15 protein-coding genes and 2 pseudogenes are annotated in these 12,364 nt (G+C 62.5%); 9 read left to right on the top strand and 8 right to left on the bottom strand.

Features of this window, described 5'->3' with window-relative positions; all coding sequences use genetic code 11:
* The first annotated feature begins 32 nt into the window (after nt 1–32).
* Both NKI25_RS26105 and NKI25_RS26100 read left to right on the top strand, forming a co-directional pair.
* Nucleotides 33–1,394 carry a mandelate racemase/muconate lactonizing enzyme family protein gene (locus tag NKI25_RS26105; RefSeq protein WP_352999749.1) on the top strand — a complete coding sequence of 454 codons (1,362 nt, stop codon included), beginning with the start codon at nt 33–35 and terminating at the stop codon, nt 1,392–1,394.
* Nucleotides 1,395–1,411: 17 nt separating this feature from the next.
* A complete protein-coding gene (locus tag NKI25_RS26100; RefSeq protein WP_352623758.1) occupies nt 1,412–2,611 on the top strand; it encodes a mandelate racemase/muconate lactonizing enzyme family protein in 1,200 nt (399 codons plus the stop codon).
* A 410-nt stretch (nt 2,612–3,021) separates the two neighbouring features.
* Here the strand turns inward: NKI25_RS26100 and NKI25_RS26095 are convergent.
* Nucleotides 3,022–3,762 (bottom strand): annotated as a pseudogene (locus NKI25_RS26095) (IS110 family RNA-guided transposase); the annotation flags it as partial.
* Between NKI25_RS26095 and NKI25_RS26090 the strand changes: the two are divergent.
* From NKI25_RS26090 to NKI25_RS26080, 3 genes are read left to right on the top strand one after another with little or no spacing between them, the layout of a single operon-like run.
* Nucleotides 3,750–4,262, top strand: a complete 513-nt coding sequence (locus NKI25_RS26090; protein ID WP_352999747.1) for a zinc-binding dehydrogenase — start codon at nt 3,750–3,752, stop codon at nt 4,260–4,262. The pseudogene NKI25_RS26095 and the gene NKI25_RS26090 overlap by 13 nt on opposite strands.
* Entirely contained in the window at nt 4,193–4,399 is a 207-nt protein-coding gene (locus NKI25_RS26085; protein WP_352623754.1) for a zinc-binding dehydrogenase, read from the top strand. Before NKI25_RS26090 ends, NKI25_RS26085 begins: the two co-directional genes overlap by 70 nt.
* A 30-nt stretch (nt 4,400–4,429) precedes the next feature.
* Nucleotides 4,430–4,747 carry an aldehyde dehydrogenase family protein gene (locus NKI25_RS26080; protein WP_352786250.1) on the top strand — a complete coding sequence of 106 codons (318 nt, stop codon included), beginning with the start codon at nt 4,430–4,432 and terminating at the stop codon, nt 4,745–4,747.
* Between the two features lie 63 nt (nt 4,748–4,810).
* On the opposite strand, the gene NKI25_RS26075 is transcribed toward NKI25_RS26080, so the two are convergent.
* Nucleotides 4,811–5,377 carry an amidohydrolase family protein gene (locus NKI25_RS26075; protein ID WP_352999745.1) on the bottom strand — a complete coding sequence of 189 codons (567 nt, stop codon included), beginning with the start codon at nt 5,375–5,377 and terminating at the stop codon, nt 4,811–4,813.
* Between the two features lie 13 nt (nt 5,378–5,390).
* Between NKI25_RS26075 and NKI25_RS26070 the strand changes: the two genes are divergently transcribed.
* Nucleotides 5,391–5,618 carry a hypothetical protein gene (locus NKI25_RS26070; RefSeq protein WP_352785510.1) on the top strand — a complete coding sequence of 76 codons (228 nt, stop codon included), beginning with the start codon at nt 5,391–5,393 and terminating at the stop codon, nt 5,616–5,618.
* A gap of 217 nt (nt 5,619–5,835) precedes the next feature.
* On the opposite strand, the pseudogene NKI25_RS26065 reads toward NKI25_RS26070, so the two are convergent.
* From NKI25_RS26065 to NKI25_RS26045, 5 genes and pseudogenes are all read right to left on the bottom strand, one after another.
* Nucleotides 5,836–5,976 (bottom strand): annotated as a pseudogene (locus NKI25_RS26065) (short-chain fatty acyl-CoA regulator family protein); the annotation flags it as partial.
* Entirely contained in the window at nt 5,975–6,394 is a 420-nt protein-coding gene (locus NKI25_RS26060; RefSeq protein ID WP_352999743.1) for an arginase family protein, read from the bottom strand. The gene NKI25_RS26060 and the pseudogene NKI25_RS26065, both read right to left, overlap by 2 nt.
* Nucleotides 6,395–6,458: 64 nt before the next feature.
* Nucleotides 6,459–6,827 (bottom strand): c-type cytochrome, encoded by a 369-nt coding sequence (locus tag NKI25_RS26055; RefSeq protein WP_352623746.1) that lies wholly within the window; start codon nt 6,825–6,827, stop codon nt 6,459–6,461.
* Nucleotides 6,824–9,064: a xanthine dehydrogenase family protein molybdopterin-binding subunit gene (locus tag NKI25_RS26050; protein WP_352623744.1), complete on the bottom strand. Its 2,241-nt coding sequence runs from the start codon at nt 9,062–9,064 to the stop codon at nt 6,824–6,826. Before NKI25_RS26050 ends, NKI25_RS26055 begins: the two co-directional genes overlap by 4 nt.
* Nucleotides 9,065–9,074: 10 nt before the next feature.
* Nucleotides 9,075–9,521 carry a (2Fe-2S)-binding protein gene (locus NKI25_RS26045; RefSeq protein WP_352623742.1) on the bottom strand — a complete coding sequence of 149 codons (447 nt, stop codon included), beginning with the start codon at nt 9,519–9,521 and terminating at the stop codon, nt 9,075–9,077.
* A gap of 160 nt (nt 9,522–9,681) precedes the next feature.
* Here NKI25_RS26045 and NKI25_RS26040 point away from each other — a divergent pair, with 160 nt between their 5' ends.
* On the top strand, nt 9,682–10,578 hold the full coding sequence (locus tag NKI25_RS26040; RefSeq protein ID WP_352708035.1) for a LysR family transcriptional regulator: 897 nt from the start codon (nt 9,682–9,684) through the stop codon (nt 10,576–10,578).
* Nucleotides 10,575–10,835: a hypothetical protein gene (locus NKI25_RS26035; protein WP_352641576.1), complete on the top strand. Its 261-nt coding sequence runs from the start codon at nt 10,575–10,577 to the stop codon at nt 10,833–10,835. The genes NKI25_RS26040 and NKI25_RS26035 overlap by 4 nt, the downstream gene beginning before the upstream one ends.
* Before the next feature lie 42 nt (nt 10,836–10,877).
* Here the strand turns inward: NKI25_RS26035 and NKI25_RS26030 are convergent, their stop codons facing one another.
* Entirely contained in the window at nt 10,878–11,600 is a 723-nt protein-coding gene (locus NKI25_RS26030) for a hypothetical protein (RefSeq protein ID WP_352999740.1), read from the bottom strand.
* A 161-nt stretch (nt 11,601–11,761) separates the two neighbouring features.
* Between NKI25_RS26030 and NKI25_RS26025 the strand changes: the two genes are divergently transcribed.
* Nucleotides 11,762–11,980 carry a hypothetical protein gene (locus tag NKI25_RS26025; RefSeq protein ID WP_352623737.1) on the top strand — a complete coding sequence of 73 codons (219 nt, stop codon included), beginning with the start codon at nt 11,762–11,764 and terminating at the stop codon, nt 11,978–11,980.
* Nucleotides 11,981–12,364: the final 384 nt, after the last annotated feature.

Here is a 12,364-nt window from a genome sequence, read left to right as displayed (position 1 = left end):
GCGGGACGACAAGCCGAAAACGAGGATAAGTCATGGCAAAGACAGGTGGCGCCGACGAAGCGCTCAATCGGGTAAACGCGAACTCCAAGCCATCCCAGCTTCGTATCACCGACATGCGGGTAGCCGAAATCGTCGGCGCGCCGTTCACCTCGACCCTGCTCAAGATTTACACCAACCAGGGCATCGTCGGGCTTGGCGAGGTGCGCGACGGCGCCAGTGCCACCTACGCGCTGATGCTGAAGAGCCGGCTGCTTGGCGAGAACCCTTGCGACATCGACCGCCTGTTTCGCCGGATCAAGCAGTTCGGTGGCCATGGCCGGCAAGGCGGCGGCGTCTCGGCGGTCGAGATCGCGTTGTGGGATCTCGCCGGCAAGGCCTATGGCGTTCCCATCTACCAGATGCTCGGCGGCCGGTTTCGGGAGAAGGTGCGCGTCTATTGCGACACCGACGCTACCGTGCCGAGCGGCACCGAGACCGGCAAGCGCCTCAAGCAGCGCATGGCGCTCGGCTTCACCTTCCTCAAGATGGATCTGGGGCTGATGCAGATCGCGGATGTACCCGGTGCGGTCGTCTCCCCTGCCGGTTCACTTGAAGGGTACCGCATCCATCCCGGCCGCGGCCCGGTCAAGACCATGGAGGAGCGGCGCGCCCGCAATGCCGCTTACGATTCGCATAACGTCCCCCATCCGTTTACCGGCCTCCACTTTTCCGACAAGGGCCTCGACCTGCTTGAACAGTACATTGCCGAGGTTCGCGATGTTATCGGCATGGATATTCCGCTCGCCATTGACCATGTCGGCCACATCTCGCTGCAGGACGGCATTCGGCTCGCCAGGCGGATTGAAAAATACGTGCCGGCCTGGCTCGAGGATGTGATCCCATGGCAGTACACCGAGCAGTTCCGGCAACTGCAGGGCGCCACGACGGTGCCGATCTGCACCGGCGAGGACATCTACCTTAAGGAAGGCTTCGAGCCTCTGCTCAAGAGCGGCGGCCTCTCCATTATCCACCCGGACCTGCTCACCAGCGGGGGCATCCTCGAGACCAAGAAGATCGGCGACATGGCCCAGGACCACGGCGTCGCAATGGCCATCCATATGGCCGAAAGTCCAATCGCCGCAATGGCCGCGGCACATGTCGCGACCGCGACCGAAAACTTCATGGCGCTCGAATACCACTCTGCCGATGTCGACTGGTGGGACGATATCGTCGCCGGCGTTTCCAAGCCGCTCGTGAAGGACGGCTTTATCACTGTTCCGGACAGACCGGGTCTGGGGATTGACGACGTCGTCGACGAGGTGATCTCGAAGCATCTGCAGCCGGGTGTCACCGGCATCTGGCAGCCTACGGATCATTGGGACAACGAGTATTCCTGGGACCGCACCTGGAGCTGAGGCGAAAAGCACCGAAGATGAAGATCACCGACCTCCGCTGCGCCGTGATCGGCAAACATCCCATCGTCCGCATCGTTACCGACGAGGGCCTCTATGGCCTTGGCGAAGTCGAGTTCACCAAGACCTACCTCAAACCCTGGGTGCTGCATTTCCGCGAGGCGCTGATCGGCGAGGACCCGACCGACGTCGAGCGGGTGATGCTGAAGATCCGCCAACGCGGCTCTTTCAAGCCCTATGGCGCGGCGGTAAGCGCTATCGAGCATGCGCTGTGGGACATTGCCGGCAAGGCTGCAGGCGTGCCGGCCTACAAACTGCTCGGCGGCAAGGTGCGCGACAAGGTGCGCGTCTATAACGGCTCGATCCGCCAGAAGCGAACGGGGGACCGGCCGGAGGATTACGCCGCTGACGTGAAATGGATGATGGAGCAGCCGCAGAATTTCTTCATGATCAAGCAAGGGATCTCGTTCCACTCCAACATGAAGGATACCATCGAGGACTTCCATTACGGCGTGAAGCAGAATAAGGCTGGCTACCACGGTGCCATGGATCAGGGCGTCATCAGCGAGCGCGGTTTCAACCACATGCTCGACTGCGTGATCGCGATGAAGGAAGTGCTGGGCGACAAGGTCAGCCTGGCGCTCGACTGCGGCCCGGGCTGGATGCTGTCCGATGCGATCAAGTTCGCTCGCGCGGTCGAGAAGTACAATTTGATGTGGCTCGAGGACATGCTGACCGGCGACTATGTGCCGTGGGTCAATCCGCAGGCCTATCGGGAGCTGACCACCGCCACCTCGACGCCAATTCATACCGGCGAGCAGATATACCTGCGGCACAATTTCAAGGAGCTGATCGAAACGCAGGCGGTGCGGGTCATCGGCCCCGATCCGGCCGATATTGGCGGCATTGCCGAGCTCAAATGGGTCGCCGAGCACGCCTGTATGCACTCGATCCTGATGGCACCGCACGGCACCGCGAACGGCCTTCTCGGCCTCGGCGCGCTGATCAATGTCTGCGCCACCCTGCCCGCCAACTTCATTGCCTTCGAATACCCGAGCGCCTCCGACCCCTGGTGGGAGGACCTCGTAATCGGCCTGCCGTCGCAGATCGTGAAGGACAGCATGGTGGACTTGCTGGAAGCGCCGGGGCTGGGCCTCGACATCGACGCCGAAGCAGCCAGGAAGTATCTCCGGGAAGAGGATGCAGGCTTCTTCGACTGAACCATCCTTCTTGCGCCACCCAGCACCACGCGGACCGCTTCACGCAACCTGTCATCCGGAATGACCGGTTCGTGATCTCTACCTCACCCCATGCGCCCATCCCGCGCAGCGGGTCGTCTAATCGCTCGACCGTCAAGGGGTGAGTGCAAGGCGGCCGTCCTTTTTGCCGATGCTCGTTCGCATGCCGGGTACAGGGTCGTCTACGCGGTCGATGCAAAGCTGATCGCCGCAGGATGAGTTTCGCTGGTGAGATCTTCCTATGTTCGTTACGCACTCTGCTAAGGAGGCAGTTGCTTCGGTTGCTTCCCGCTTCGCGGAATGATCTCAGCCACGTCCCGGCAGGGACGGCTCGGTGCGTCCTGGAAGAACGCTATCGGTTGAGTGAAGAAATCGTCGCAGGCATATGCAGATCAGGCGGCGGCGGGTATTCCTCCGTGCGGATCGAATAGCTCGCCCGTCCGGAGCATCGCATGCATGATCACTGCCAGCTTGCGCGCCAGGGCCACGGCCGCTCGCTTGAAGCCGAGCCGTTCTTTGAGCTCCAACGCCCAGGTTCGCAGGGTGCTGGTATCCGTCGACCGGTTCAGAATGACCGCGGCCGCCTCGTATAGCAGTCCGCGCAACTGATTGTCGCCACGGCGCGAGATATGGCCGTCATGATCGACCTCGCCGGACTGGTAGCGCCTTGGCGTCAGGCCCACCCATGCGCCCACGGAGCGAGAGTTCCTGAAGTTCGCCGGATCCTCCACGGCTGCTGCAAAGGCGGTGGCTGTGACGGTGCCTACACCGGGCACTGACATGAGCAGTCGGCAGTGCTGGTCGTTATGCGCCATCGCGGCCAACTGCTTGGTCAGCTCTGCTGTCTGGTGTCGGATATCACTCCAGGCCCGAAGCATTGGCACGACGATCCGCGCCAGCTTTTCCTCGCCCTGCAGAAGGTTGCGAACGTTGCGCTCGAACACGCTGCCGGCCCCTTTGGGCACAACAAGGCCGAACGTCTTCATCAATCCGCGGATCTGGTTGGATATCTGCAAACGCATCTTGAGAAGCTGGCGCCGCGCGGTGATCAGAGTGCGAATCAACATGCTGTCAAAACCTTTGACCCGAACCTCTCGGTAGAAGCCGACCTCGGCCAGATGTGCCAGGCCATCGTGGATGCCGCCGCGATCCCCTGCGCGGGATACACGGCCTACCAGGCACTGTTCGCAAGGCACGGCTCGCGGCGGGTCAGGCCATCCTAATCCAGGGCGCCAATGGCGGTGTCGGCGGGTTCGCTGTCCAGCTTGCGCGCCAGGCTGGAACCAGGATTGTCGCGCTTGCCAAGCCCGAGCACCACGATGCGGTTCGCAAGCTCGGCGCCGAAATCGTCTTCGACTATCGGGACGCCGATCTGGTGGCCAAGGTTCGGGCTGAAGCGGAAGGCAGCTACAGCATCGACATCATGCTTGAGGTGGCCAATCCCGGCGACGCGCTCAAGTCTTTGGGCTTCATCCACTACAACGGCCAACTCCTGTCGATCGATCCGCTGCCGGTCATGGCGAATGTGCCGCCATATACGCGGCATCCGTGCACGAGGTGGCGTTGGGCGGCGCGTATTTCTCCGGTCATCTGCCGACCCAGCGTGATTTCAAGACGATTGGCGATGAGCTGATGAGGCGGCTTGCGGCCGGTCAACTCGATCCGATGGTTGAGGAAGTGATCGACTTCGCTGCCATACCCGACGCGCTTGGACGCCTTCGCCGCCGCGAAGTGTCAGGCAAGATCGTCGCACGTATGCCCGTCGCCTGAAGCCAAGCTCGAAGGGAGGATTTCCATGACATCTATAAGCATTTCATCAATGGGCGTTTCGTCGAAGATGCCGATGCGGCGAGCCGAATCGAGGTTTTCAATCCAGCAACCGAGGAGCGGATTGCCGACATCCCCCACGCGTCGGCCGCAACTGTCGATGAGGTTGCAGCAGCCCGCAAGGCGCAGCCAGCATGGGCGGCACTGCCGCCAATCGAGCGCGCCGGATATGTGAAGGCGATTGCGGCAAATATCCGTGACAATGCCGAGTCCCTGACCGAAATCATCTTCAGGGAGCAGGGCAAGATCCGCGATCTCGCGCTCGGTGAGGTGCTCGGCATCCGTCAATAGAACGAGCCTTCGCCGGGGACGGCGAGAACACCGGTCCCCGCCCGCCGTTCTCGTCCTCGTCGATCAGACAGGCAGTGGTTGCCTGGCAAAGCGTCCCAACTTCATCACCAGGATCGGCTTCTTGAGGGTCGTGACATCGAGCAAGGGATTGCCATCGACCGCGATGATGTCGGCGGCCTTGCCCACCTCGATGCTGCCTGTTTCCGATGCGAGGTCGAGCGCTTCGGCAGCTACGATCGTTCGTGCGAGCAGCGCCTCGTGCTTGCTCATGCCCCACTCGACCGCGAGCCGGAATTCCGTCGCCGCCTCATGCAACGGATGTGTCGGCCCACCAATCAGATCGGTACCGAGCGCGTACCGCACGCCGGCCGCGAGACCCAGCGGAAAATCGCGCTGCATTGCCGCCCAGTGGCGCTCGTAAACCTCCCGCTCCCACTGCGGGTAGTGATAGGCATCATAGGCCGCGCGATGGAAATACAGTTGCGAGATCGTGGAGACGACGATCGTCCCCTTTGCCACCAGCAGTGCCCGTGTCTCCGGCGATATGCCGTAGCCATGCTCGATGACATCGATCCCGCCTTCAAGCGCCAGCCTGACGGGGCGCCTCGCCAATGGCATGAGCGCTGACATAGAGCTGGTTGCGATGGGCTTCGTCAACGGCCTCGGTCACTTCCTCCAGGCTGTAGGCTGCGACCTGACGCAGCGGATCGTCGCCCCAGGCGTGATAGCGGTCGTGGGATTTTTGGAACGGCTGGCCAAGCTGTCGGAAGAAATGGTGGCCAAGCATGGCAAGGATTTCAGCATGGGCGCGCTGGTGCTCGCCGCGCGCTGGATCGCCGAAAACCGCGTCGGCCAGTTGAAGACCAACTAGACCAACGACTGACCAGCCGGTCGGTGATATATTGTCTAGGAGGTCAAAACGCCCAAGAGCTGATCCCGACACACACCGACACTCTCAAACAACTAGGCCCGCGGTTTCCTTGGCCACCGTGGACCTACTTATTTCAAGATGAGCGGAATGCCCCGCTCTCAGCCATGTGGCCTGACGCTCATCGAATCCGGCGCCGACCCCTTCTCCTTCAGCAAGTTCAATTGTCGTTAAGTCGGTATGGCAATGCCGCTCGCTGATCATGGTCAATCCCCAGCCGCTCCTTGAGCGGCGGCACGGCGCGCGCTGCACAATTCGTCCGTTCGCAAATCCGGCAGGAAATGCCAATCGGCTCAAAGCTATCCGATGCCGCCCACCAATTCCTCCGCCTTGGCGATGGCGGCCGCCTGATGCGGCTGCAGGGGCTGGCCGGCGTAGCCTTCGAAGACCGGCAGGAAAGGATCATCGATATCAGTCTCGATGCCGGACAATTGCTCCATCACCGCCAGCCCGCAATAGGGCACGTAGGAAGCCGAATAGCCGCCTTCATGCGACATCATCAGCCGCCCGCGGCAGAGATCGTCCGCCGCCTGCATCAGCAGCCGCGTCATCTCGCGGTAGCTGCCGCTGTGCAGCATCATACGTCCCAGCGGGTCGGCCGCTGAGGCATCGAAGCCCGATGGTACGACAATCAAGTCAGGCTTGTAGCGAGTGAGCGCCGGCAGCACGATGCGTTCGAATACCGACATGTAAGCGCCGCCACGGATATCGGCGGGCAAGTCGCAAATGCCGGGCGGTCCGATTCGATCCGGGGTACGGCCCAAAGCAAGCCTTGGAGCCGCGCTACAGGCTACTCAGGAACTCGATGATGGCGTGCCGCTCGTCTGCGCTGTTGAAGCGCTGAACCATTCGTGTGCCGCCCACCATGGCAGTCGGATTCGCGAGGTAGGTTTCCAGCGTCTCGGGCGTCCAGGTGATGCCTGAGTCGCGCAGGGCGGGAGAGTAGTTGAAGCCTTCGACGCTGGCGGCGGCGCGGCCGACCACACCCTGCAGGTGAGGTCCGGCACCGTTCCGGGTGGTCGCGATCTGGTGGCAGGCCCCGCAGCGCTGCCGGAACAGGCGCTCCCCTGAACCGGGATTCGCCTCCTGGGCAACGGACAAATCCGTTGCCCAGGTTGCTGCAATCAAGGCAGGTAGTACGAAATTCCTCATCCTTTCATGCCTTTCAGGTCGAGCTTCGAGAGGGGCAGGCTGCGGATACGCTGGCCGGTGAGCACCGAGGCGGCATTGACCACCGCAGGCGGCACGCCCGGCAGGCCAGGCTCGCCGATGCCGCCCATCGGCGCACCGCTTTCGACGATGCGCACATGCACCCGCGGCATCTTGTCGGGCGGCAGGATGGGATAGGCGTCGAAGTTGCGGGCCTGCGGCATGCCGTCGACATAAACGACTTCCTCCAGCAGCGCCGAGGACAGGCCAAGTGCGACCGCCGAGTTCACCTGCGCCTCGATGATGGCCGGATTGACGATGCTTCCGGGATCGATAGCCACCCAGATCTGGTGCGCGACGACCTCGCCGTCGCGCAGCGAGACTTCGGCGATCGTCGCCACCTCGCTGCCGAAGGGCGAGGCCATCGCGACGCCGCGCGCGCGGCGGCTGCCGTCCTCTGCCGCGAAAGGACCGCGCTTCCACCCCCCGGACAGATCGGCGGCTGCCTGCAGAAGATTGCTGTGGCGCGGGCTGTCCGCGAGAAGCCGCAGCCGCAGTTCGTAGGGGTCCTGCTGACCTGCGTCGGCCATTTCATCGAAGAACGTCTCGTAGAAGAAGTCGTTCATCGAATGACCGACCGACCGCCAGAAGCCGATGATCGCCGGGTCGTCGACGTGAATCTGGCCGACGCGCCGGTTCGGAATCGCATAGACTTTGCCCGCGATGCCTTCGACGGCGGAGCTGTCCACCTTGTCCGGCTGGCGGCCGAACCAACGTCCTGTTGGACCTTCACCCACCGCAACGGCATCCAGAACGACCGGCAAACCGTCGGCGTCGAGACCGGCGCGAAAACGGGCGACCCCCATTGGTCTCAACGTGTCGCGCAGGAATTCCTCCTCGCGGCTCCAGATGAGCTTGACGGGACGACCTGCCGCCTTCGCCAGCAGGATCGCCTGCGGGAACGGGTTGGCCGTCTGATAAAGGAAGTGCCGCCCGAAGAAGCCGCCGAGCATCGGCGAATGGATGATCACCTTGCCCGGCTCGATGCCCGCGACCTTTGCAGCCTCGGCCTGGAACATCTCGGGCGCCTGGTTTGGGATCCAAAGCTCGAGAGTCCCGCCCTCGTTCCAGCGCGCGATCGCCGATGGCGGCTCGAGCTGGCCGTGCACGAGATAGGGCGCGTCGTACGTCGCCTCCACGACCTGGGCCGCACCTGCAAGGGCACCCGCGGCGTCACCTTCCTGCTCGAAAGCGACGCCGTCTCCGGGTGTCGACTTCAACATGGCCTTGTGGGTCTCGGAGGAGAAATCAGCCGGCATGGCGCGAGGCGTTGCAGCCGCAGGCTCCGTCCAGGTCACCTGCAGAGTTTCCACCGCGCGGCGCGCCCGCCACCACCCGTCGGCGACGACCGCCACTGCCCCAGGCAAGCGGTGAATCGAGTGCACGCCGGGCATGGCGAGCACCTCCGCCTCATTCGCCAGCGCGCCCGGCTCACCGCCGAGGCGCGGGCTATGCTGGACGGCGGCGTGAAGCATGCCGTCCACCTTGAGGTCGATCGCGTACTGCGCGCGCCCCGTGGACTTGTCGCGCGCGTCGAGCCGCCGAACGGGCTTGCCGATCCAGCGAAAGCTGTCGGGAGAGCGCAGCACGATATCGTTTGGCACTGGCAGATCGGCGGCTGCATCGGCAATCTCGCCGTAAGGGATTGCTTGACCGCTCGCGGTATGCACGACTTGGCCCGGTTCCGTGGAAAGCTCCGATAGCTGGACGCCGAGTCGTTCGGCGGCCGCCTGCAGCAGCATCTGGCGCGCGGATGCGCCAAGCCTGCGCATCGTCTCGTAGCTCATCCGCACCGACATGCTGCCGCCAGTAAAACGGCCGCCGCCGGTCAGCAGATAGTCAGGACCGGGAGGCGCTCCTTCCACGACGAACTGCGTTGGATCGAGATCCAGCTCTTCGCCGACGATCTGCGCCATGGCGGTAAAGATGCCCTGCCCGCCCTCGATGAAGGCGCTACGGAACAGCACCGTGCTATCAGGGCGGATTTCCAGGAAGGCGGCGATTCGCGTGCCAGGTGCAACGGATGGTGTACCGGCCTGCGCCCTGGCACGTCCGACCGGCACGGTGACCGAAAGAACGAGCGCTGCGGCGCCGCCAAGGAAGCCGCGACGAGAGATGTTGAGCGGTCCCTCCTCGCGGCGCGTGGACGAGCGGTCCCGGATGGGGGTCATGTCGTTCATGGTTGCCTCCTCACGCCCGGACGGCCTGCCGGACGGCAGCCGAGATCGCGTTGTATGTGCCGCAGCGGCAGAGGTTCACCATCGCGCCGGCGATGTCGTCCTCAGTGGGCTGCGGCGTCTGCTTGAGCAGCGCCGTCGCCGCCATCACCTGGCCGGACTGGCAGTAGCCGCATTGCGGCACCTGGTTGGCAACCCACGCCTCGACCACCTTCCGGCCCTCGGTGTCCTGCTCGATCGCCTCGATCGTCGTGATCGCCGTTCCGACGACGCTGTCCACGGTCATCACGCAGGACCGCGTGGCCTGTCCATCGATCAGCACCGTGCATGCGCCGCACTGGGCGACGCCGCAGCCATATTTTGTGCCGGTCATGCCCAGCACATCGCGCAGCACCCAGAGCAGAGGCGTGTCTGGTTCGACGTCGACCTGAAATGTCGAGCCGTTAATGGTCAGTTCCATGGCCTTCACCTTTCGGTTCGCGGGAAAGCCAACACGACTGGCTGTTGGCTTGTCGGACCTGCAGGGTAGCTGCTCCCGATCAAGAGGATTAGGGGCGCTAATTCGCTTGCATTGATCGATGGGAAGCATAAATCTTCCCCGATCGGTGCGAGGCAGCGACATGGCCAAGGAAGATTTCAACGACCTCTTGTGGTTCCTGGCCGTTGCCGAGGAAAAGAGCTTCACGCGCGCCGCCGCCAAGCTCGGCATGACGCAGTCCACACTCAGCCACACGATCAAGCGGTTGGAAACACGCATGGGTATCCGCCTGCTCATGCGCACGACCCGCAGCGTGGCGACGACCGAGGCCGGCGAGCGCCTAGGGCGGGCGCTTGCACCGCGTGTTGCGGAAATCGAGGCGGAAATCGCCGCGCTCATGGAGTTTCGCGACAAGCCCGCCGGAACCATCCGGCTGACTCTTTCGGATCACGCGTTCGACAGCCTCGTCTGGCCGAAGCTCAGGCCGGCGCTCGCGGCGTATCCCGACATCAAGCTGGAGCTCAGCATCGACAACGGGCTGCGCAACATCGTCGAGGATGGCTTCGACGCTGGGGTGCGTCTTGGCGAAAGTGTCGAGAAGGACATGATCGCGGTCCGCATCGGTCCTGACTGGCGGATGGTCGCCGTCGCCTCGCACGACTATTTCGCCTCACATCCTGCGCCTCGCCACCCGCAGGAGCTGATTGGACACAACTGCATGAACATGCGCCAGACACGTGGCGGCGGGCTCTATGGCTGGGAGTTCGAGAAGGAGGGTCATGAGCTTCGCGTCCGGGTGGACGGGCAGCTCACCTTCAACGCCTCCTACGCCATGGTGGATGCGGCTCTGAAGGGGTACGGCATCGCCTTCGTGCCGGAGAACCTCGTCGAGCGTCACATCGCATCTGGCAATCTCGTCCAGGTACTGGACGACTGGTGCCCGAAGTTTCCGGGCTACTACATCTACTATCCGAGCCGACGGCAGAATCTGCCCGCCTTCAAGGTCATCGTCGATGCACTGAGGCAGGGGGCGGCTTGAGGCGACCCGGCGACCTCGCACCCTCCATCAAGGGTTCGCACGTTTCTCGAAAACCTCCCGCGCCACCGGCGCTGCCGAAAACGCGTTCGGCCAACCGGACGGGCTACCAAGGCAAGCCGCATGACGGGGCGGTGGAGGACGAATCGAAGCACTTTGTCTACTGCCCAGTCTGCGGCCAGACGTTCGACGCGCGTGATCTTGGACAGGTGTTCCACCACGCCGAGCCGCAGCACGAGCGGCTTCCGGTCGAGCAATAGTCCAGCTAGTTCAGCGCCGGGGGCCGGCTAAGCCTGGAGGCCTTAAAGTGCGGCAGCGATGCCCATCATCACTGATTGCTTGGGATAGTCGAGCACCCGCAGCGTGCCCGGCTCGTCGCCCATGCCGCAGATCGGCAACACCTGGTAGTCGTCGTCGAACGCAAAATGTCGCCGTTGGCAGTAAAATCGTATTCGGGAAAACAGCTCTTCAGGAATGCCTCGAGCCCCCGCGCAGGGCCGATTGCGACCGCCCGCCTGACGGCGGCAGGATGATGAAGCTGTCGACCTCGTCCCCGGCAGGCATGCCGGAAATGTCGATGGCAAAATCGATGAGAACCTACGCGCTGCGCAAGGGCATCCGGCATTTCGTCTGTAGCCAGGCCCCTCCCAAAGCACACACGAGGCGTGCCAGCCCGAAGCCTTGTCAATCAATTGCTTCGACCAAACGTTGCGAATACCTGACGCCCGATTTCCTTCTTCTAGTTTGAAGTTTTCTTCGGCCGTGCCTACTCCGAAGCGCCATATAATGCCGGCGTCGTTTGGCACCCAGACGATTTTCATCGAGTAAACCGCTGCGGTTCCGGAGATGCTATCGATTCGGCAATCAATGGACGCCGGCATCATCCCTTTTGCTTTCATCTTGCGGCTTTCGGTGATCACGGTCTCAGCCTTCATCCACACACTTTCAACGGCGTTGGGAGGCAAATCATTGTTGGGCGTTGCGGCGACCAATGTCACTATCAATGCGACTGCCTGAAATGTCATTTCCCGACCCCCTGCCCCCAACTGGATGTTCTCATTCCGCTCATGATCGGGAGTGCAGGTCAATCGCGTCCGACAAACGCAAAAAAGCGCTGTCAATACCAACTTCTTGCGATGGATTTGCCCTGCGGACTAGGCAATCTCGGGGCGAAGGAGTGATCGCCATGACCGTCCTCGCCTACAGCCTCGCCGCCGACGCAAAGGGAACGTGGCGACTCGTCTTTGTGCCTGACGATCGGCATCGCAATGTGGAATTCAGCCGGCCAAATGTTGAGTCAAATCCGGTGAACTGGCTGAGCGTGGATGATTTCCTTGCCTGGCGCCCTAAAGGCGCGCTCCATCGCTTAGTTGCGCTCATTTGCCAAGCGATGAGCGACCCGTAAACGCAAAAAAGCGCGCCGCACCTTTCGGCTCGGCGGGCGATCAGTCATTCACCAAGCACAGGGTGTGGGCGGGGATCGGGTGTGCCCGGTGCACGGATCGTGGAAAATCATATGCGCGTCGGCGGCGTCGCGTCTACCAACCGGCAGCCCTAGAGAAATACATTGACCCATTTCGCCGCCTGTTTCCTCTTAGGACCCCTGCCCATCCAATTGCCGGGCGCGTAGGTAACGCGGCTACTTCACCACTCCGAAATCACATGACACGCAGCCGCCGTCTCTGTCTGATCTTTGAACTTAAACATATCATTGGAAAATAACCGCAACCATCTTTCATCTTGCCGCGTATGGTCCGATCATCTGCCGGTGCAAGTTTGAGGACATGCA

It is taken from the genome of Mesorhizobium sp. M0808 (assembly GCF_040320025.1).
GTDB lineage: Bacteria > Pseudomonadota > Alphaproteobacteria > Rhizobiales > Rhizobiaceae > Mesorhizobium.
The sequence above is the reverse complement of the archived record's forward strand: the minus strand, read 5'-3'. Positions and strand labels throughout refer to the sequence as shown.